The organism is Microbacterium sp. X-17 (genome assembly GCF_039615055.1).
Genome location: NZ_JBDHNI010000006.1, coordinates 37,205 through 56,993 on the forward strand (window position 1 = coordinate 37,205; position 19,789 = coordinate 56,993).

Annotated in this window: 18 protein-coding genes; 6 read left to right on the forward strand and 12 right to left on the reverse strand. The window is 70.7% G+C overall.

The annotated features are described in order from the left end of the window. Positions 1-4: 4 nt before the first annotated feature. The 5 genes from ABCS02_RS26175 to hemE are packed head-to-tail and all read right to left on the reverse strand — an operon-like array spanning position 5 to position 3,785. Positions 5-220, reverse strand: a complete 216-nt coding sequence (locus ABCS02_RS26175) for a DUF3618 domain-containing protein (protein WP_345838641.1) — start codon at positions 218-220, stop codon at positions 5-7. Then, positions 210-620, reverse strand: coding sequence for a phage holin family protein (locus tag ABCS02_RS26180; protein WP_345838642.1), 411 nt, complete (start codon positions 618-620; stop codon positions 210-212). The genes ABCS02_RS26175 and ABCS02_RS26180 overlap by 11 nt, the downstream gene beginning before the upstream one ends. Before the next feature lie 36 nt (positions 621-656). Continuing rightward, positions 657-956 carry a hypothetical protein gene (locus tag ABCS02_RS26185; protein ID WP_345838643.1) on the reverse strand — a complete coding sequence of 100 codons (300 nt, stop codon included), beginning with the start codon at positions 954-956 and terminating at the stop codon, positions 657-659. Positions 957-984: 28 nt separating this feature from the next. Then, a complete protein-coding gene (locus ABCS02_RS26190; protein WP_345838644.1) occupies positions 985-2,628 on the reverse strand; it encodes an FAD-dependent oxidoreductase in 1,644 nt (547 codons plus the stop codon). Beyond that, positions 2,625-3,785: a uroporphyrinogen decarboxylase gene (hemE, locus tag ABCS02_RS26195; protein ID WP_345838645.1), complete on the reverse strand. Its 1,161-nt coding sequence runs from the start codon at positions 3,783-3,785 to the stop codon at positions 2,625-2,627. Before hemE ends, ABCS02_RS26190 begins: the two co-directional genes overlap by 4 nt. A gap of 113 nt (positions 3,786-3,898) precedes the next feature. On the opposite strand from hemE, the gene ABCS02_RS26200 reads away from it, so the two are divergent. Beyond that, on the forward strand, positions 3,899-5,200 hold the full coding sequence (locus ABCS02_RS26200; protein ID WP_345838646.1) for a glutamyl-tRNA reductase: 1,302 nt from the start codon (positions 3,899-3,901) through the stop codon (positions 5,198-5,200). 34 nt (positions 5,201-5,234) lie between these two features. Beyond that, on the forward strand, positions 5,235-5,855 hold the full coding sequence (locus ABCS02_RS26205) for a GNAT family protein (protein ID WP_345838647.1): 621 nt from the start codon (positions 5,235-5,237) through the stop codon (positions 5,853-5,855). 34 nt (positions 5,856-5,889) lie between these two features. Here ABCS02_RS26205 and ABCS02_RS26210 read toward each other — a convergent pair whose 3' ends face one another. Beyond that, positions 5,890-7,506: a peptidoglycan DD-metalloendopeptidase family protein gene (locus ABCS02_RS26210; RefSeq protein ID WP_345838648.1), complete on the reverse strand. Its 1,617-nt coding sequence runs from the start codon at positions 7,504-7,506 to the stop codon at positions 5,890-5,892. A 140-nt stretch (positions 7,507-7,646) separates the two neighbouring features. On the opposite strand from ABCS02_RS26210, the gene ABCS02_RS26215 reads away from it, so the two are divergent. From ABCS02_RS26215 to ABCS02_RS26230, 4 genes are all read left to right on the forward strand, one after another. Further along, positions 7,647-9,035, forward strand: coding sequence for a glycine--tRNA ligase (locus ABCS02_RS26215; protein ID WP_345838649.1), 1,389 nt, complete (start codon positions 7,647-7,649; stop codon positions 9,033-9,035). A gap of 65 nt (positions 9,036-9,100) precedes the next feature. Then, positions 9,101-11,662 carry a DUF2156 domain-containing protein gene (locus ABCS02_RS26220; RefSeq protein WP_345838650.1) on the forward strand — a complete coding sequence of 854 codons (2,562 nt, stop codon included), beginning with the start codon at positions 9,101-9,103 and terminating at the stop codon, positions 11,660-11,662. A gap of 69 nt (positions 11,663-11,731) precedes the next feature. Further along, on the forward strand, positions 11,732-12,220 hold the full coding sequence (locus ABCS02_RS26225; protein ID WP_345838651.1) for an excisionase family DNA-binding protein: 489 nt from the start codon (positions 11,732-11,734) through the stop codon (positions 12,218-12,220). 2 nt (positions 12,221-12,222) lie between these two features. Continuing rightward, positions 12,223-12,792: a PIN domain-containing protein gene (locus ABCS02_RS26230; protein WP_345838652.1), complete on the forward strand. Its 570-nt coding sequence runs from the start codon at positions 12,223-12,225 to the stop codon at positions 12,790-12,792. 15 nt (positions 12,793-12,807) lie between these two features. Here the strand turns inward: ABCS02_RS26230 and ABCS02_RS26235 are convergent, their stop codons facing one another. The 6 genes from ABCS02_RS26235 to ABCS02_RS26260 all read right to left on the reverse strand — a co-directional run bounded on the left by ABCS02_RS26235 (position 12,808) and on the right by ABCS02_RS26260 (position 19,740). Continuing rightward, positions 12,808-13,722: a serine hydrolase gene (locus ABCS02_RS26235; RefSeq protein WP_345838653.1), complete on the reverse strand. Its 915-nt coding sequence runs from the start codon at positions 13,720-13,722 to the stop codon at positions 12,808-12,810. A 158-nt stretch (positions 13,723-13,880) separates the two neighbouring features. Continuing rightward, entirely contained in the window at positions 13,881-15,836 is a 1,956-nt protein-coding gene (locus tag ABCS02_RS26240) for a M13-type metalloendopeptidase (RefSeq protein ID WP_345838654.1), read from the reverse strand. Positions 15,837-15,869: 33 nt separating this feature from the next. Next, positions 15,870-16,325, reverse strand: coding sequence for a hypothetical protein (locus tag ABCS02_RS26245; RefSeq protein WP_345838655.1), 456 nt, complete (start codon positions 16,323-16,325; stop codon positions 15,870-15,872). A gap of 300 nt (positions 16,326-16,625) precedes the next feature. After that, on the reverse strand, positions 16,626-17,099 hold the full coding sequence (locus tag ABCS02_RS26250; RefSeq protein ID WP_345838656.1) for a helix-turn-helix domain-containing protein: 474 nt from the start codon (positions 17,097-17,099) through the stop codon (positions 16,626-16,628). Positions 17,100-17,107: 8 nt separating this feature from the next. Next, entirely contained in the window at positions 17,108-18,805 is a 1,698-nt protein-coding gene (locus ABCS02_RS26255) for a hypothetical protein (RefSeq protein WP_345838657.1), read from the reverse strand. Beyond that, positions 18,802-19,740, reverse strand: coding sequence for an ABC transporter ATP-binding protein (locus ABCS02_RS26260; protein ID WP_345838658.1), 939 nt, complete (start codon positions 19,738-19,740; stop codon positions 18,802-18,804). The genes ABCS02_RS26255 and ABCS02_RS26260 overlap by 4 nt, the downstream gene beginning before the upstream one ends. Between the last annotated feature and the right edge of the window lie 49 nt (positions 19,741-19,789).

A 19,789-nucleotide genomic window follows, 5' to 3' on the forward strand; every position in this document is an offset into this window, starting at 1 on the left:
AGGGTCAGCGGCGGGAGGCGGCGACGATCCCCCAGACCGCGCCTCCCACGACGACGGCCACCCCGACCGCGATGCCGACGAGCGCGAGCGGGTTGTCGTCGCGGAGCCGCCGGAACCGCTCGGACGCCCGCGCGGGCACGTTGACCTTGTACTGGATGGCGTCGATGGTCGCGGCCAGGTCGGCCCGGGCCTTCTCGACGCCGCTTCGGTCAGTTGTCATACTTGCCCAGCCCCTTCACGGCGTCGATGTCGGACTTGACGCTGGCGATGGTCTCCTTGGGCGCCGCGCCATCCACCCGCTTCAGCGAGCCGACGCCGATCAGCGCGAGGATCACCGCGATGAGGACGAGGCCGCCGAAAACGATGAGCGCTGCAGCCCAGCCGGGCAGCACGAGCGCGAGCCCGAGGATCGCCGCGGCGACGAGCACGCCGAGCGCGAAGAAGAGGAAGGCCGCGGCCACCACGAAGAGCCCTATGCCGATCCCGGCATACTTCGCCTTCTCGGCGTACTCGGCCTTCAGGTTCGCCAGCTCGGCCTTGACGAGCTGGATCAGCAGCCGCGGGAGCGACGCGATCAGCTCACCGAGCGACTGCGATCTGGCACGTTCCCGATCGGTCATCGGCTCACCGCCCTTCCGTGACACTCGTACTGCGCGCTACCGGATCACTTCGTCAGGATCATCTCGCGTGACGGCGACGACGGCCACCCCCGTCGTGCGGGAGTCGGCACGAGCCTCCTTGCGGCGATCGTTCGCCCGGACCACGGCCTTCTTGATCGTGACGTAGAGCGCCTCGGGAGCCTCGCCGATCTTCTCGGCGACGAAGTCCTCGACGGCGTTCACCTGCTTTTGCACCCCCGGCGACTCCCAGACCTTGAGGGCGGCCGACTTCATCTGGTCGTAACGCTTGCGACCGGCGCGCGTGCCGAGCACGTAGCCCACCGCCGCCCCCGTCACGAAGAGAATCTTGCCCCGCATTCCGTCCTCACCCCTCCAGGTCGTCGGTCAGTGCCTTCCAGCGTAGACCCCTGGCCCGTTCCGCCACCCGGCGCGCGTCCGGGATGACGGACGCGAGCCCGGTCCCGGTCAGCCAGGAGCCGGTCACTTCGAGGCCTTCGACGGTCTCAGCTCCGTCGCGGACGCGCTGGATGCGCTCCCGCTGCCCCACTGTCGCATAGGGGAGGGCGTTCGTCCAGGGGGTCCGGGCGAACGCGGAGACAGCGGATTCCGTGAGCGGAATATTCAGCAGGGCTGCGGCGTCGGCGACCGCGCGCTCCCGGAGCTCGGCGTCGGAGAGCGCCAGTGTCTCGGAGGCGCGGCCGGCGCGGCCGTAGGAGAGCCGCACGACGTGGCGGCCGGGGCCGGCGGCCTCCGCGACCCACGCCCACTTGGCGCTGGAGTGCGTCATCGCCTTGGCGGAGACGCCGGAGTCGGGACCGTCGGCGACGAGCACGCCGGTGCCGCGCGGCGCGGCGCCGACCCGGTCGTCGGTGAGGACGAGCGTGACCAGCTCGACGCTGGACGCGGGAGGCCAGTCGAGGGCGGCGAGGTCGCCGAGCGCTTCGTCCATGCCGGGCAGGAGCGCGAGCGCGGCGTCGGCGGGCGCAGTGATCACCACGGCGTCGGCGTCGAGAGTGCAGCCGTCCGCGAGGGTAACGGTCCAGCGGGCAGGCCGCGGGGCGGCAGGCTCCTCAGTGGGTTCGGCCGGCTCGGCGGGTGGCTGCCCGGCGAGCGCGAGCCCGTCGAGCGCGGCCTCGTCGGCGGCGTCGGCCATCGCGGCCTCCACCGCCGCGGCGGCGATGTCCTCCGGAGCGGGCGCGACCCACGGCGTCACCGAGGCGACCGCCGCGTCGGTGCGGATGGTCCCGCCTCGTTCCGCGATGTCCGCGGCGAGCGCCGCCGGAAGACGCCACATGCCCCCGCGGATGCCTCCCACCGCGCTCCCCGCCTTGGCGGCGGCGCGCAGTTCGCCCACGGCGCCGGAGAGCGAGCCGAGCCGGGTGAGGGCCGCGTTGAGTCCGGGAGCGACCACATCCACGTCGAGGTCGTCGGGGTCGGCCGAGTACACGCCGGTCACGACCGGGGCCACCAGCTCGGTCAGGACCTTCGACCCCATGCGCTTGCGCACCAGGGTGCCGAGCTTGCGCTCCTGGCCGATCTTCAGCACCGGGAGGAGCCGGTCCACGTACGCGCGCACCGCGCCGCCCCACCCGATCGCGGCGACGACGTCCGTCGCCAGCGGGGAACTCGGGATGCCGAGCAGGCCGGCCTTCGGCAGTGGGACGGTGCGCGAGCCGTTGCGGACCCACGCACCGGCCGGGTTCGGCTCCACGACGTCGTCCGCCAGGCCAAGCTCGGTGAGCAGGGCGGCGACGTGGCCGCCGCGGGTCGCGAAGCTCTCGGCGCCGGCGTCGACCGTGATGCCGCCGAGCTCCAGCGGCGCCACCGAACCGCCGACGCGGCCGGACGCCTCCAGCACGGTGACCTCGAAGCCGGGGCGGGCGCACTCTCGCGCCACGACCAGCCCGGAGACGCCGCCGCCGATCACGATGATGCGCGTCGGCGCGGCCTCCACCGCGTGCCGCACGCTCTCCGTGACGGCGTCGTGATCGAGCGGCTCGGAGGTCATGCCCGCCATCCGTGGACGAGCTCGACCACGCGCGTCAGCACGGTCGGGTCGGTCTCGGGCGGGACGCCGTGGCCCAGGTTCAGCACGTGCGCCGGCGCCTCGCGGCCGCGCTCCAGGACGTCGACGACGTGCGCCGAGAGCACCTCCCAGGGTGCGTCGAGCATGGCGGGGTCCACGTTGCCCTGCACCGGGACGACGTGGCCGAGCCGGCGGGCGGCCTCGTCCAGCGGCGTGCGGTAGTCGACCCCGACCGCGTCGGCGCCCACCCCGTGCATCGCCTTGAGGAGCTCGCCGGTGCCCACGCCGAAGTGCACGATCGGCACGTTGCGGACCAGCGGCTCGTCGTTCGCCGGCGCGTCTCCGACGGCGTCGACGCCGGCCACAGGAGGCTGCGGCACCTCGTAGGTGAGGTCGCGGATGTGCGAGAGGGCACGCGCCGAGGCGGGGGCGACGTGCTCGACGTAGTCGTGCAGCGACAGCGATCCGGCCCACGAGTCGAAGAGCTGGGCGGCGCTCGCTCCCGCCAGCAGCTGCGCCCGCAGGAAGGCCCCGGTCACGTCCGCGCTCCACGCCATCAGCCGGGCCCAGGTCTCCGGGTCGGCGTGCATGAGGGTGCGGGCGCGGATGTGGTCCTTGGAGGGGCCGCCCTCCACGAGGTAGGCGGCGAGGGTGAAGGGGGCGCCGGCGAAGCCGATCAGCGGGGTGTCGCCGAGCTCGGCCGTCGTCAGCCGCACGGCCTCGGCGATGGGCGCGAACGTGTCGGCGCCGAGCGAGGCCGGATCGACCTCCTCAAGCCGTGCGACGTCGGCGGCGGTGCGCACCGGGGTCTCGAACACCGGGCCCTTGCCGGGCTGGATCTCCACCGCCACACCGGCGAGCTTCAGCGGCACCACGATGTCGCTGAAGAAGATGCCGGCGTCCACGCCGTGGCGGCGCACCGGCTGCAGCGTGATCTCGCTCGCCGTCGCGGGGTCGAGACAGGCGTCGAGCATGCGCGTGCCGACGCGCAGCTCCCGGTACTCGGGCAGCGACCGACCGGCCTGGCGCATGAACCAGACGGGCACGGTCTCCTGGCGTTCGCCCTGATAGGAGCGGATTAGGCGGCTGCCCGCGGTTCGGCCTTCGGAGAGCGGGTGGGTCGGGTCGAGGGAGGTCACCCGATGATTCTGCCAGGGCCGAATCTGCCAATCCCCCGGGAATCCTGTCGAACCGGCTCAGGACGGGGTATCCCGATTCGAGTCTGGTCGGCGCCGAGCGTATTCTTTCCCCCGTGCTTCTCTGCTTCTCGTCGAGCCACCGCACTGCGGAGTTCGACCTCCTCGAACGGCTCGAGCGCCATGCGCCCGCCGTCACCGCGGCACTCGCGGAGCAGCACGGGATCGTCGCAGGCTCGGTCGTCCTCGCCACCTGCAACCGCTTCGAGGCCTATCTCGACGTGGACGCGCAGCCGCTCGCCGCGGACGCGACCGCGGACCGGGTGATCGAGACCGTCGCCGCCGCGAGCGGCATCGACGCCGGCCTGCTCCGCTCCTCCAGCGCCGTCTACAGCGACGACGCCGTCGCCGAGCACCTCTTCTCCGTCTCCAGCGGCCTCGAGTCCGTCGTGGTCGGGGAGGGCGAGATCGCCGGGCAGGTGCGCAGGGCACTGCAGGCCGCCCGCACCTCCGGCACCGTGACCGGGAACCTGGAGCGCGTCTTCCAGGTCGCGTCGCGCACCTCCCGGGGGGTCAAGAACCAGACCGGCATCATGACGGCCGGCCGCTCGATGGTCCGCCTCGCGCTGGAGCTCGCGGAGAGCCGGATCAGCGACTGGGCGGCCGTGCGCGTGCTGCTCGTCGGGACCGGCAAGTACGCCGGCGCCAGCCTGGCCGCGCTGCGCGAGCGCGGCGTGGTCGACGTCCAGGTGTTCTCGCCGACCGGGCGCGCGGCGAAGTTCGCCCTGTCGCACGATGTCGTCCCCGTCGAGTCCGACGACCTCCTGGAGGCGCTCGGTTCCGCGGACCTCGTCGTCACCTGCTCGGCCGTCACCGACCACGTCATCACCCGCGCCCTGCTGGCGGACGCGATCGCCGCGCCGGACGCCGCCGCGCGCCGCCTCGTGATCGACCTCGGCCTCCCCCGCAACGTAGACCCCGCCGTCGCCGAGCTGCGTGACGTCGAGCTGCTCGACCTGGAGACCATCAGCATCCACGCGCCGGTCGAGGAGCTGAACGCCGCGGCCGATGCCCGCGAGCTGGTCGGCGCCGCCGCTGCGGAGTTCGCGGCGCAGAACGCCGAGCAGGCCGTCACGCCCGCGCTGGTCGCCCTCCGCACCCACGTCTTCGGCATCCTGGACGCGGAGATCGCCCGGGCCCGCTCGCGCGGCGACTCGACCGAGCAGACAGAGGCGGCGCTGCGCCACCTGGCCGGCGTGCTCCTGCACACCCCGTCGGTCCGGGCGCGCGAGCTCGCGAGGAACGGCGAGGCGCAGACGTTCGTCGACGCCACGTCCGCACTGTTCGGCGTGGAGGTCGAGGACGCGCCCCGCCCGCAGACGCTTCGAGCCGTCGACGACGAGACCGCCGCATCCTGACGTCCGTCCAGGATCACCCACCAGAGGAGGACACGTGAGCGACGAGGCCACGATCACCGCCACCGAGCCGCACGCCGCCACCGGCCTGCCCTACGCCGCGGAGGAGCTGCGCACCGAGCGCCTGCTGCTCCGCCCGCTGAACAGCGGCGACCTGGAGAACGGCCACGAGTTCGAGCGCCTGAAGGACGTCGCCCGCTACCTGTTCTGGGAGGTGCACGACCACGACGAGTCGGCCGAGCACCTCCGCAAGCGCATCGCGATGAACCGCCTCGCCGCGGACGGCGACGGCATCGTGTACGCGGTCGAGCTCCCGGACCCGGAGGGCGGTCACACCAGGGTCATCGGCCACGTGAGCCTGTTCCTCAAGAAGGCGGAGTGGGCGAAATTCGAGATGGGCTGGGTGTTCCACCCGGCGGTGCACGGCCGCGGCTACGCGACCGAGGCGACGACCCGCCTCCTGGAGCTCTGCTTCGACTCGCTCGGCGCCCACCGCGTCTTCGCCCAGCTCGACGCGCGCAACGAGGCGTCGGCCCGACTGTGCGGCATCCTCGGGATGAAGCAGGAGGCCCTGCTGCGCCAGAGCGAGATCTTCAAGGGCGAGTGGTCGGACACCGCGGTGTTCGCGATCCTGGAGGACGACTTCCGCGCGAGCTGAGCCGGGAGACGTCCCCGGCCCAGCGCACCGCGTCTCAGAGGATCTGCGTCCAGGGGCCGAACGCTCCGTTGACCGCCAGCTGGCCCGCACCGACCGCCTGACCGGAGGAGTCCGTGCCGTAAGCGACGATCAATCCGGATGGAGTCCGAACGGCGGTCACGGCCGTCCACGGACCTGAACCCGTTCCGATCCGGGCCCAGCCGCCGGAGGCCGTCCGCCCCGGCACCAGGACAGTGCCCCACGCCGAGCCGGTCGCTCCCGCCACATAAACGGCATGGGAACCGTCGGAGAGCGGGACGACGGAAGGCGTCGTGCTCGGCCCCAGGCTCGCCGACCCCGACCCGAAGTTGGTCCAGGCCCCGAACGACGCCCCCGCGCTCGGCTGGGTGACGCCGGCGAGTGTGCCGTCCAGCGCGGTCGCATAGACGCTGATGCGGTCGCCGGAGTCGATCGTGGCGGCCGGTTCGCTCCCGACATTGCCGCCGCCGGTGCCGATGAGCGACCACGTCCCGAATGTCCCGCCCGCCGCCGATTGCGCCGCTCCGAAGATGCGGAAGTCTGTGGAGTGCGCGTAGAGGACGATCCGGCCATCAGACGTCTGGAGGACCGATGGCCGGTAGTTCAACCCGACCGGCGCCGCCCCGATGGCCTGCCAGCCGCCGAAACCGCCGCCGACGACGGTCTGCGCGACACCGGAGACCGTGTTGGCACCGGTCGTGGCGTAGATCGCGATGATGCCGCTCTTCAACACGATCGCGGCCGGGTCGCTCGCGATGCCGCCACCGCCCGCGCCGATCGCCCCCCACGGGCCGAAGGGTCCGCCGGGAACCGATTGGCCGGACCCGACGATCGTCCCGGACGTCGTCCGCGCGTAGGCGGCGATCAGTCCGGACTGCGTGCGCACGACTGAGGGACGACCGACCAGATCCCCCCTCAGTCCGCCGATCGGCTGCAACGGCCCGAACGACCCGCCGGCCGCGGCCTGCGAAGTGCCCCAGAGGTTGCCGTCACCGCGAACGGTGTACAGCGCCAGCTGCCCGCCCGGGAGGACCAGCGGAGTCACCCCGTAGCGCGCCGTCGGCCCGGCGCTGTCCACGCCGTTCTCGTGCGCCACGATGAACGCGTATGGATCGAGCAGCTTGCCATATCCCCCGAACGCCGTAGGCAGATCGGAGATCGTGATGTGAAGGTGTGCGCCCCTGCTGTTGGTCCCCGTGTCGCCGACGTACCCGATCGTCTGACCGATCACGACGCTGTCCCCCGGATTAACAGACGCCGGCCGATCGAGATGGAGGTAGGCGTAGAAGTGGCCGTCGGGAAGAGCGACGGTCACGGTGTTGCCGTTGCCGCTGTGCCACTGCTTGTTGACCACGACGCCGCTTCCGATCGCCAAGGCCGGCGTGCCCGCGGGAACTCCGTTCCAGTCGCTGCCCGTGTGCGGATACTTTCGATCCTTCACGCTTTCGAAAGGATCACTCGCGTCGTATCGGCCCGGAGGATCAAGCGGCTGCCGCAGTCTCATACCCGCCGCGGCCGCCGGCGACACCGGTGAGCCGAGGCCGGTCACGCCCTGCAACGCGATCGCGGCCGTCGCTGCGGCACCGCCGAGGAACGTGCGGCGACGCACTTCGTTGATTCGGATATCGGCCATCAGTCCTCTTTCTCTCGATGGTTACATACCAATTTCAAGCATACTGTCCTCGACGGATTCATTGCACACGGCGGCGCTGCGCGCATCGTCAGTAGGATGGACGGGTCCCCCACCACCCCGGCACCGAACAGGGAGCACCCATGGCCGCACCGTCGAGACTGGAATCCGTCATCACGCTGGCGCAGCACCGCGGATTCGTGTTCCCCTCCGGGGAGATCTACGGCGGCACCCGTTCGGCGTGGGACTACGGTCCCCTCGGCGTCGAGCTCAAGGAGAACATCAAGCGCGAGTGGTGGAACGCCTTCGTGCGCGGCCGCGGCGACATGGTCGGCCTCGACTCGGCGATCATCCTGCCGACCGCCGTGTGGGAGGCCTCCGGTCACGTGCAGGTCTTCAGCGACCCGCTGACCGAGTCGCTCATCACACACAAGCGCTACCGCGCCGACCACCTCTTCGAGGCGTACGAGGCGCAGCACGGCCACCCGCCGGCGAACGGCCTCGACGACATCGCCGACCCCGACCACCCGGACAAGGTCGGCCAGTGGACGCCGATCCGGCAGTTCTCGGGCCTGATGAAGACCTTCCTCGGTGTCGTGGACGACGAGTCCGGCCTCCACTACATGCGCCCGGAGACCGCGCAGGGCATCTTCACCGACTTCGCGCACGTGCTGCAGGCCGCCCGCAAGAAGCCGCCGTTCGGCATCGGCCAGATCGGCAAGGCGTTCCGCAACGAGATCACGCCGGGCAACTTCATCTTCCGCACCCGCGAGTTCGAGCAGATGGAGATCGAGTTCTTCGTGGAGCCCGGCACCGACGAGGAGTGGTTCCAGACCTGGATCGACCTGTGCTGGGACTGGTTCGTGGACCTCGGCATCGACCCGGCGAACATCCGCCGCCTGGAGCACGAGAAGGACAAGCTCGCGCACTACTCGAAGCGCACGATCGACATCGAGTACAAGTTCGACTTCGTCGGCAGCGAGTGGGGCGAGCTGATGGGCGTCGCGAACCGCACCGACTTCGACCTGAAGACGCACATCGAGCACTCGGGCAAAGACCTGAGCTACTTCGACCAGAACAAGAACGAGCGCTACGTCCCGTACGTGATCGAGCCGTCCTTCGGCCTCACCCGCGCGCTGATGGCGTTCCTGGTCGACGCGTACGACGAGGAGGAGGTGCCGAACGCCAAGGGCGGCACCGACAAGCGCACGGTGCTGCACCTCGACCCGCGCCTCGCGCCCGTCAAGGTCGCCGTCCTCCCGCTGTCCCGCAACGAGGCGCTGTCGCCGCTCGCGCGCGGCCTGGCCGACAAGCTGCGCAAGCGCCGCAACGTCGACTTCGACGACTCGGGCGCGATCGGCCGCCGCTACCGCCGCCAGGACGAGATCGGCACGCCGCTCGCCGTCACGGTCGACTTCGACTCGCTCGAAGACGACGCCGTGACCGTGCGCGACCGCGACACGATGAAGCAGGAGCGCATCCCGCTGGAGGGCCTCGACCGCTACCTGGCGGAGCGTCTGCGCGAGATCTGACGCAGGTTCTGCCTCCGGGAACGGATGGCGGACGCTAGGGTGGGGGCCACCGCGACGGAGACACCATGAGCACGGCTCCCACTGACACCGCACCGGCGCCGCCGGCCGATCCCTCCCCGGGACGCCCGCCGGCGTGGGCGATGCTGCGCGCCTACGTGCAGATCGCGCCCGCGAGCGTGACGCTCGCCGTGATCCTGCTCGCGACCTCCATCGCGACCGGGACGCTGTGGAGCGCCGCGAGCGTGGGCGGCGGCTCGCTGGTCTGGGCGGCGGGGGTTCCGACGACAATCCGGGCCGGGTACTGGTGGACGCCGATCACGGCGCTCTTCGTGCCGGAGGACCCGATCCAGTTCGTGATCTCGTTCCTGCTGGCGCTGACGGTGCTCGCGGCGGCCGAACGGCTGCTCGGGACCGTGCGCCTGATCATCGCCTTCCTCGTCACCGGGGCGCTGGGCATCACGCTCGGCGTGCTCGGCCAGTGGGCGGCGGCGAACGTGGGAGAGATCCTCGCGCACGCCACGGAGTTCGACTTCACGCTGGACCCGACGATCGGGATCGTGGGGGCGCTGGTCACGGCGAGCGCGTTCGCGACGACCCTGTGGCGACGCCGCATCCGGCTGCTCACCTTCGCCACCGTCGTCATGTTCGTGCTCTACAACGGCGACCAGAACAACGTCTACCGGCTGTTCGCGGCGCTGCTCGGCCTCGCGCTCGGCGTCATCCTCCGCCGTGGGCCGCTGCACCGGATGCGGCGCAGCTCGCACGGCGAGACCCGTACCCTGGTCGCCGCGATCGTCGCGATCACCGCGATCGGCCCGCTCGCCGCGCTCCTGCCGCCCGGCGGCCTCGGCCCGCTCTCGTTCATCTCGGCGCTGTTCCAGCATCGGGAAGTCGCCGCAGCGACGGTGCTGGCGGCGTGCAAGGCCGCCGACACGACCAACTGCCGTGACGAGCTCGCCGCCGTCTCCGTGCAGGGGGTCGGTCCCCTGCTGCTCAGCCTGCTGCCGCTCGTGCTGCTCATCGTGACGGCCATCGGTCTCCGCCGCGGCCGGCACTTCGCGTGGCTGCTCGGGATCGTCGTGAACGCGGCGATGATCCTCCTCCCGTTCACGGCGCTGCCCGGTGGCGAGATCACCATCGACGTGGACAGCATCGACGCCCTCGCGCCCGCGATCGAGGTGCTGCTCTGGCTGGCGGCGACGCTGCTGGTGCCGCTGGCCTCGATCGTGCTGTTGATCGCCACGCGGCGCCAGTTCCAGATCCGCGCGCCCAGGGACGCGGTCGTGCGCTTCACGATCCTGGCGGTCGTCGCGTTCGCGCTGCTCGGGGTGCTGTACCTGATCGCGGGCCTGGCGACGCTGTCGTCGTTCGTGCCGGAGGCCTCCATCGGCGACGTCTTCGCGTCCACGCTGCGCCGCTTCGTCCCGTCCGGCTTCGAGTCCGTGCTCGGCCCCGTCATCGTGCCGACATCGCCGTTCACGCTGCTGCTCTACCAGTGGGTGGGGCCGGTGTTCTGGACGATCTTCGTCATCGGGACGATGCGGCTGTACCGGGCGACCTCCACCGGGCGGACGGTCGGCGACGAGCTGCACTTCCAGGAGCTGCTGCGCGCGGGCGGCGGCGGGACGCTCGGCTTCATGGGCACCTGGCCGGACAACGTCTACTGGTTCTCGGAGGACGGGGAGGCGGCCGTCGCCTACCGGGTGATCAACGGCGTGGCGATCACCCTGTCCGACCCGGTCTGCCGCCCCGAGCGGGCCGAGCAGACGATCATCGACTTCATCGGATTCTGCGACGCGAACAGCTGGACGCCCGCGTTCTACAGCATCCACGGCGCGTTCCTGGCGGTGTTCGAGTCGCTCGGCTGGCAGAGCGTGTCGGTCGGCGAGGAGACGCTGATGCACCCGCAGACCTTCGACATGCAGGGCAAGCCCTGGCAGAAGGTCCGCCAGGCGCACAACCGCGGGGTGAAGGAGCGCATCTCGACGCTGTGGACGACCTGGGCCGAGCTGGCCCCGATCCAGCAGAACCAGATCGTCGCGCTCAGCGAGCAGTGGGTGTCCGAGAAGGAGCTGCCCGAGATGGGCTTCACCCTCGGCGGCATGGCCGAGCTGAAGGACCCTGAGGTGCGGCTCTACCTCGCCTACAACCCGCAGGGCGACCTCCAGGCGGTCACGAGCTGGCTGCCGAGCTGGCAGGACGGCCGGGTGGTCGGCTACACGATCGACTTCATGCGCCGGGCGGACAAGAGCATCCCGGGCATCATGGAGTTCGTCATCGCGTCGGCGGCGCAGCGGATGCGCGGCGAGGGCGTGGAGGTGCTGAGCCTGTCGGGGGCGCCGCTGGCGACGAAGCCGGCGGGGGCTGCTGACACGGACTCTTCCGACGAGGGGCCCGCGGTGATGGACCGACTGCTCGCATTCCTCGCCAGGACACTGGAGCCGGCCTACGGGTTCGCCTCGCTGTTCGCGTTCAAGAGCAAGTTCAACCCGACCTACGAGACGCTGTGGCTGGCGTACCCGGACGCGGTGTCCCTGCCGGCGATCGGCAACGCGATCGGGCGCGCGTACTTGCCGGACGCGAACGCGCGGGAGTACCTGGCGCTGGCACGGACGCTGCTGGGGTGAGGGGCGTGCGCCTGCGACATCGCCGTGATCGATATGGACGATTTGAGCGATTTGGGCGATAATGGGAAAATGAGCGCGAAGGACACCCTTATTGTCGACCCTCCCCAGGATCTCAACGAACTGCTTGACCTGGCACGGTTCTTGGAGCACCACTCGGCTCCTGCCGTTCTCGTCGGACCGGATGGCGAACAGATCGCTCTGCCACTCGAAGCGTACGAAGTGCTTCGCCAGGTTGTGGCTGCGATGCAGCACGGTGAGTCGGTCAGCGTCGAACCGATCGATCGGCAGTTGACAACACAACAAGCGGCGAGCCTTCTCGGAATCAGCCGCAGCACCCTGGTGCGACTCCTGGACGAGAACGAGTTGCCATTCGATCGGCTCGGAGAGTCCCGGCATCGGCGGCTGCGGTTGCACGATGTGCTGGCCTACCGAGAGCGCACGCGCGTCGACCGACGAGCCCGGCTTGATGAGCTGACCCGCCAGGCGGACGAGGACGGCCTATACGACATGGACAGTGAGGCATACCGGACCGCGCTCATCGAGGCGAGGAAGTCGTAACGTTGGCGCTGTTCACCGCGTTCCTGGACGCGTGTGTCCTGGTGCCACTGACTCCGTGCGACACCATGCTTCGGCTGGCGGACGAGGGCGCGTTTCGCCCTCTCTGGTCCGAGCGGGTCATCCGCGAAACTCAGCGCGCCCTCGAACGAGTGCACCCCGACATCGATCCGAACCGCTTTCGAAGTCGGTTCAGATCGATGAACGATGCGTTCGACGACGCACTCGTGGAAGGGTGGGAACCGTTGACGGGAGCGATCAGGCTCCCCGATCCCGATGACGTGCATGTTGTCGCTGCGGCACTTGTCGGGAGGGCCGATGTGATCGTCATGGAGAACACGAGGCATTTCCCGGACGCCGTGCTCGAGCCGATCGGATTGAAGGCTGTTCGTCTGGACGACTTCCTGCTCGACCAATTCGATCTGTCACCTTCAGTCGCCTGCCGAATCGTCATGGAGCAAGCGGCTGCGGGACGACGCCCGTCTGTCGGGACCGGACAGCTACTGGACCGGCTGGCGCGTAGCGGAGCGCCGCGATTCGCCAAGCGGGTCGGCGACCAGCTTCAGCGTGACTGACTGAGAGTCGTCGCCTCAGAACACATACTCCAGCAGGTCCAACCCCACCGTGCGCATCCCGTCGATCACCGACAGCCGCGCCGGCAGCGCCGTGTCGTCGAAGTACGTCGACACCGCGTAGGTGACTCCCGCGCGCGGCCCGCGCAGCACGCCGACCTCGCTGCGGACTCCCGCGTCGGTGCCGGTCTTGTTGACCAGCAGGATGCCGTGCTCCGGGTGGCGGTGCGAGTGCGGGTCGAGGCCGAACGCGCTCGACACCAGGGAGAAGTCGCTGTTCAGGGACAGCCAGGAGATGACCTGGCGGCTCGTCGCGGCGTCCACGACCTCCCCGCGGGCCAGCGCCGAGAACAGCCAGGTGAGCTCGTTCGCGCTGCCGACCGAGAGCTGCGGGGCGTCGTCCGGGCCGCGGTGGTCGCGGACCAGGTCGAGGAGGGCGGTGCGGGTGAGGCCGAGGGACTCGGTGCGGGCGCTCACGGCCTCCAGGCCGACGCGGCGCAGCAGGACATTGGTCGCGAGGTTGTCGCTCGTCGCGCCGACGAGGGCGGCCAGGTCGGCGACGGGGAGGGCGGGGACCTGCAGGTGCTGCCAGATGCCGGACTCGCCTGCGATGTCCTGAGGCGCGCGGTCCAGCTGGGCCAGCGGGCTGAGCTGGTGCGTCTGGAGGCGCGCGGCGACCTCCACCAGCAGCAGGACCTTGCCGATGCTCGCCGTCGGCATCACCACGTGGTCGTCGACCGAGAAGAGCACTTCGCCCGTGGAGAGGTCCGTCGCGCGCGCAGAGACCTGCACGCCCTGCACGGCCAGCCGGCCGAGCGCGTCGAAACCGCGGCTGAAGACCTCGGGGGCGGCGGGCGCGGACCCGCGGTGCCGGCCGCGGCGCGCACTCGCATGCCGGCGGCGGTGGTCGGTATCCGGGGTCTGGATCGTCACAGTCGCGCTGGGTCTTTCTTCCGAGTCGGGGCATCGGTCCGTGCTGCGGTCCCCCCGGCCCGCGACGCGTCGAGGCAGGGTGTCCTCGACGCGATAGGGACGATGTTACCTCGCCGGAGGGGTCGTCGGGCGATCCCTTTCGCGCACTCCCCGGCGCGTCACCAGATGGTCACGCGCTCCTCCGGAGCCAGCCACAGCTTGTCGCCGTCCGCGACCCCGAACGTCTCGTAGAAGGCGTCGATGTTGCGGACGATCTGGTTGCATCGGAACTCGTTCGGCGAGTGCGGGTCGATCGCCAGCAGGCGGATGACCTCCTCGTCGCGGCCCTTCTGCTGCCAGGCCTGCGCCCAGCTGAGGAAGAACCGCTCCGCGCCGCTCAGGCCGTCCACCACGGGAGGCTCCTCGCCGCCGAGCGAGAGGAGGTACGCCTTCCACGCGATGCCGAGACCGCCGAGGTCGCCGATGTTCTCGCCGATGGTGAGCGCGCCGTTCACGTGGTGGTCGGGCACCTGCGCCGGGGCGAGCGCGTCGTACTGGGCGATCAGGCTGCCGGTGCGCTTCTCGAACGCGGCGCGGTCGGCGGCGGTCCACCAGTCGTCCAGCTTGCCGTCGCCGTCGAACTTGGAGCCCTGGTCGTCGAAGCCGTGGCCGATCTCGTGGCCGATGACCGCACCGATCGCGCCGTAGTTGGCTGCGGCGTCCCGGCCCTGGTCGAAGAACGGGTACTGCAGGATGGCAGCAGGGAAGACGATCTCGTTGAAGCCCGGGTTGTAGTAGGCGTTGATCGTCTGCGGGGTCATGAACCACTCGTCGCGGTCGATCGGCTTGCCGATCTTGTTCAGCTCGCGGTTGAACTCGAACAGCGCGGCGGCGCGCACGTTGCCGACCAGGTCGGTCGGGTCGATGACGAGCGCGGAGTAGTCCCGCCACTTCACCGGGTAGCCGATCTTTGGCGTGAACTTGCCGAGCTTGTCGAGCGCGCGGTCGCGGGTGTCCTCCCCCATCCACTCGAGCTTCTGGATGCTCTGCCGGTACGCCTCGATCAGGTTGGCGACCAGCTCGTCCATCTCCTGCTTGGCCGCGGGCGGGAAGTGCTTCTCGACGTAGATGCGGCCGACGGCCTCCCCCATCACGCCCTCCACGAGCGAGACGCCGCGCTTCCAGCGGGCCCGCATCTCCGGCGTGCCGGTGAGGGTGCGGCCGTAGAAGTCGAAGTTGGCGTCCACGAAGTCGCCGGTCAGGTACGGGGCGGAGTCGTGGATGATCTGCCAGGCCAGCCAGTCCTTCCAGGACTGCAGCTTGTCCTCGGTGAGGAGGCCGGCGACGCCGGAGGTGAAGGACGGCTGGCGCAGGACCACCTCGGCGAGCGCGCCCTGCGGCGCGCCCAGACCGGCGGCCCAGTCGTCCAGGCCCGTCGAGCCGAACAGGGCCGTGGCGTCCGCCCAGGAGAACAGGTTGTAGGTCTTCTCGGAGTCCCGGGAGGTCACGTTGTCCCAGTGCTGCGCGGCGATCTCCACCTCGAGGTCGTAGACGCGCTGGGCGCGCTCGGGGGCGTCCTGGAAGCCGGCCAGCTCGAACATCCGCTGCACGTGCGCGGCGAAGGCCTCCCGGATCGGCGCGAACCGCTCCTCGCGGAAGTAGGACTCGTCCGGCAGCGAGATGCCCGCCTGCTCGGCGAACACGAGGTAGCGGCTGGGGTCGCCCGGGTCATTGTCGACGAAGAGCTGGTAGATGCCGCCGACGCCGTGCCGCTCCAGCTCGCCCAGGGTCTTCAGGAACTCCGGGATGGTGGCGACGTCGTCGGCGATCGCGAGCTGCGCGCGGATCGGCTCCACGCCGAGCGCGTCGACGCGGTCCTCGTCGAGGAAGCTCGTGTAAAGGTCGCCGAACTTGCGCTCCTCGGTGCCCTCAGGTGCGGTCTGCGCGGCCTCCACGATCTCGCGCACGGCCGCCTCCGACTTCTCGGCGAGCTCCATGAAGGAGCCCCAGCGAGCCTTGTCGCCCGGGATCTCGGTGCGGTCGATCCAGGTGCCGTTGACGTGCCGGAACAGGTCGTCCTGCGGGCGGATCGTGGGGTCGAGTTCGTCGGTGGCGATGCCGGAGGAGAGCGTCATGCACTCCAGCCTACGGCGCGGGCGCCCCGCCTGTCAGGTGCGCGCGCCGCCGGAGACGCGCGGGCGGGACTGCTGCCGCCCAGGCGCCTGTGCAGGCGCGGCCCGCCGTGGACGGAGGCAGGCGTACGAGTTCAGGAAGAGCGCCGCCAGGACCAGCTCGGCGAGAATCGAGACGGTGCCGGAGAGGCTGCCGAAACCGGCGAGCGAGAAGCCGATGTTGACCAGCGCGAGTACGGCGTAGCCGACGCCGAAGACCCCGGACAGGAGCGGCCGGTTCGTCATCCGCCACCACGGCCGCGCCGCGCGCACGGATTCACCCGGCCCGCGGAACATCCGGGAGACGATGTACCACCCGGCGACCTGCAGCACCGTCAGCACGATGGACGCCGGCTCCGAGTGGAGGGCGTCGAACAGCAGCGCGAGCGCCACGTTGACCGCGAGCAGCACCGCGACCACCAGCGCCTTCCGCGCCGGAGTGGTGAAACGCATGTCGATCCCCCTGGTGAGTCCGATCATTAGCATTTCAGATGTTCACGACCGGCAGGCGAGGCACGCCGGTCGCCGAACCGATCCACGGTGCGGCGACGGCCTCCCGAAGCCGCCGCCCAGCGGTGGCCCGGGCTCGCGCAGGGCCCCCTTGTCCGCCCTCGCAACGCCCGGGCCGACCACCGCCCGGACCCGTTCGGCAACCGGCCGCGCCGGCTCCCCCAAGCGCGACGCGGCGTCCGTGAGGACGCAGGTTAGACATTAGTTTGATATTTGTGAAATGGCAAATCGGGTCGTGCTCGCTCACGCATCCCGCGACGCCCGGATCTGCTCCCACTCGTTCAGCATCTCCGGGAGCCGGTCCTGCATGAAGCGGTAGAAGCCGGCCATGTCGCGCAGCCGCTCGGTCGCCGGGTCGTCCGGGTCGTCCACGGCGGCGAGGCCGGCGTCCGCCTGGTCGGCGAGCACGCCGTAGATCGGGCTGTTGCGGACCATCAGGGCGTACCAGTCGGCCGGCATCTGGTAGAGGTCGCGGCGGCTGCCGTTCTGCGACAGGCGCCGGACGATCCCGAGGGTCTGGAGGTAACGGACCGCTCCGGAGATCGCGGCCGCGCTCACATCCAGCCGCTCGGCGAGCTGCGCGGCCGTCAGCCCGGTCGACTCGGTGACCGTGAGCGCCATCAGCACGCGGGCGGGCATCTTCGGGAACCCCGCGGCGGTCAGCACCGCCGCGGAGTGCTCCATCATCTCGGTCAGAGCCCGTTCGTCCCTCGCCATGCCCGTCCCTAACCGATCGCGAAGTCCCGGCGTCGGATGAGCGCCGCGGCGGCGGCGAGCGCGACAACCGCGATGCCGAACATCCAGTATCCACCGGTCCAATCCACCTTCCCGACGACGACGGGGGCGTCGGCGAACGGGGAGAAGTGGCGCAGCCAGTCCGGGAGCTTGATCAGGGCGCCGAAGATGCCGATGAACGCGCCGGCGCCGAGGGCGGCCCAGCCGACCGGGACGGTCCAGCTCGGCAGCACCACGAAGACCAGCGTCAGCACGCCGAGGTAGACGAGCGCCACCGGGAACTGCGCGGCCGCGGCGGCGAACGCGTCGTTGAAGACGGACGCCTTCTCGCCGGCCGCCGTCGCCGACAGGCCCGCGGCGAGCGCCGCCGCCAGCAGCACCAGCACGATCGCGATCAGGCCGACCAGCACGAAGTCGAGCAGCCAGCGCACCCGGGAGACCGGGGTCGCCATCATCACCTCGGCCGAGCCCCCGACCTCCTCCTGGCGCAGCCGGATGACCGCCTGCACCGCGCACGCCGCGGCGAGCACGCCGACGATCGACATGATCGCGGAGAGGAAGAGCGCCGTCATCGGGCCGGAGCCGCCCGCGCCCAGGTGGGCGACGGCATCCCGGATGTTCCCCAGGCTGGGGTCGTTCGCGATGGACGAGCTGACCACACTGCCGAGCGCGCCGGCGAGGACACCGGTGAGGAGGCCGCCGATCGTCCAGCCGAGGACCGTCGGCCACTGCAGGCGCCAGGCGAGACCGAGCGGGCCGTTCAGCATCGGGAGGGCGTCCCGCCGGCCCGCGCGCTCGGGGACGATCCCCGCGCCCGAGTCGCGCACGGCCTGGAGGCCGAACACCGCCGCGATGAGCACGGCCGCGAAGCCGAGCTGCAGGAGCAGCGGCGTCCAGTCGTTGCGGACGTACGGCGAGAACTGCTCGCCCCAGCCGATCGGGCTGAGCCAGGTCGGCCAGCCGGAGACCATCGTCGTGCCGGAGCCCGTGACCGTGCCGATCGCGTCGCCGATCCCGCGCAGCACCCAGGCGAGCACCACGACGGCGGAGGCGTAGCCGTTAGCGCCGCGCGAGGTGCTCATCACCTGGGCGAGCAGGAGGCCGACGGCCAGGAACGCGATGCCCGCGCCTCCGACCGCGGCCCCCGCGACGAGCGAGCCGTACGCCGGGAGACCGGACGCCATGAAGCCGAGCGCCGTGGCCAGCGCGAGCACGATGTCCGCGAGGACGCCGTGGATGACCGTCGCGACCGTCGGGGTGAGCCGCGCCGCGGGGGTCGATCCGACGAGCTCGGCGCGACCGGACTCCTCCTCCGCCCGGGAGTGCCGGACGGCGAGGAACGTGTTCATCAGCCCGGCGAGCAGGGCGAGGAAGGTGTAGATCTCGAAGAAGGTGACCGCGGCGAGGCCGGTGCCCTGCGGGAGCCCGCGGAGGACGAGGACCGTCGGGTTCGCGATCGCGAGCCGGATCAGCTCCTCGCGGCCGGTCGCGGACCCGTAGGTCTGGTCGATGCTCGCCGCGGAGAACAGCGCGAGGAACGCGATGCAGAGGATCCAGATGAGGAGCTGCCAGCGGTCGCGGCGCAGGCGCTGGCGGAGCAGGACACCGAGGGTCGCGACGCGTCCGCGTTCGGGGACGGCGGTGTGCCCGGCGCGCGTGGCCGGGCGGTCGGTGGTCGTGGTGCTCATCGCCCCTTCGCCTCCAGCTCGGCCACACCTGCCAGTTCGTCGCCGTAGTGGCGGAGGAACAGCTCCTCCAGCGACGGCGGGGCGACGGTCAGGCTCTTCACGTTCAGGTCGGCGAGCGCTGCGAGGACCGGCGGGAGGCCGTCGCTGTCGGCGGTGAACTTCACGCGGCCGTTGTCGGTGCGCAGGTCGTGGGCGTCGGGGATGCGGGCGAGCTGCTCGTCCGTCATCCCGTCGGCCGCGAACGAGATCTCGGTGCGCGTCAGGTGGCGGAGCTCGTCCAGCGTGCCGGACTCGACCGTCTTGCCCTCGCGGATGATGCTGACCCGGTCGCAGAGCTGCTCCACCTCGGAGAGGATGTGGCTGGACAGCAGGACGGTCGCGCCGTCCCGGGAGATGCGCGCGATCTCGGCGTTGAAGGTGGCCTCCATCAGCGGGTCGAGCCCGCTGGTCGGCTCGTCGAGGATGTAGAGGTCGGCCGGGGTCGCGAAGGCGGCGACGAGCGCGACCTTCTGCCGGTTGCCCTTGGAGTAGGCGCGGCCCTTCTTGGTCGGGTCGAGCTGAAAGACCTCGATCAGCCGCTTCTTGCGCTCGGCATAGGCGGCCTTGTCGGCGGTGCCGCCGCGGAGCCGGGCGAGGAGGTCGATGGCCTCCCCGCCGGAGAGGTTCGGCCAGAGGCTGACGTCGCCGGGGACGTAGGCGATGCGGCGGTGCAGGGCGACGGCGTCCCGCCAGGGGTCGCTGCCGAAGACGCGGGCGGTGCCGCCGTTGGAGCGCGCGAGGCCGAGGAGGACGCGGATGGTGGTCGACTTGCCTGCGCCGTTCGGGCCGAGGAATCCGTGGACTTCACCCTCGGTGACGGTGAGGTCGAGCCCGTCGAGTGCCCGGACCCGGCCGAATCGCTTCTCGAGGCCCGAGGCCTCAATCACTGTGGTCATGGGCGTGACTCTACGCTTGATTCAGTAATTTGTGAAAACTATTAACGGA

Coding starts and splice junctions, on each gene's coding strand:
- ABCS02_RS26210 (WP_345838648.1), bottom strand. CDS start 7,506: ATGGCCGATATCCGAATCAACGAAGTGCGTCGCCGCACGTTCCTCGGC.
- ABCS02_RS26220 (WP_345838650.1), top strand. CDS start 9,101: ATGAGCACGGCTCCCACTGACACCGCACCGGCGCCGCCGGCCGATCCC.
- ABCS02_RS26255 (WP_345838657.1), bottom strand. CDS start 18,805: ATGAGCACCACGACCACCGACCGCCCGGCCACGCGCGCCGGGCACACC.
- ABCS02_RS26215 (WP_345838649.1), top strand. CDS start 7,647: ATGGCCGCACCGTCGAGACTGGAATCCGTCATCACGCTGGCGCAGCAC.
- ABCS02_RS26175 (WP_345838641.1), bottom strand. CDS start 220: ATGACAACTGACCGAAGCGGCGTCGAGAAGGCCCGGGCCGACCTGGCC.
- ABCS02_RS26240 (WP_345838654.1), bottom strand. CDS start 15,836: ATGACGCTCTCCTCCGGCATCGCCACCGACGAACTCGACCCCACGATC.
- ABCS02_RS26190 (WP_345838644.1), bottom strand. CDS start 2,628: ATGACCTCCGAGCCGCTCGATCACGACGCCGTCACGGAGAGCGTGCGG.
- ABCS02_RS26260 (WP_345838658.1), bottom strand. CDS start 19,740: ATGACCACAGTGATTGAGGCCTCGGGCCTCGAGAAGCGATTCGGCCGG.
- ABCS02_RS26225 (WP_345838651.1), top strand. CDS start 11,732: ATGAGCGCGAAGGACACCCTTATTGTCGACCCTCCCCAGGATCTCAAC.
- ABCS02_RS26245 (WP_345838655.1), bottom strand. CDS start 16,325: ATGCGTTTCACCACTCCGGCGCGGAAGGCGCTGGTGGTCGCGGTGCTG.
- ABCS02_RS26250 (WP_345838656.1), bottom strand. CDS start 17,099: ATGGCGAGGGACGAACGGGCTCTGACCGAGATGATGGAGCACTCCGCG.
- ABCS02_RS26180 (WP_345838642.1), bottom strand. CDS start 620: ATGACCGATCGGGAACGTGCCAGATCGCAGTCGCTCGGTGAGCTGATC.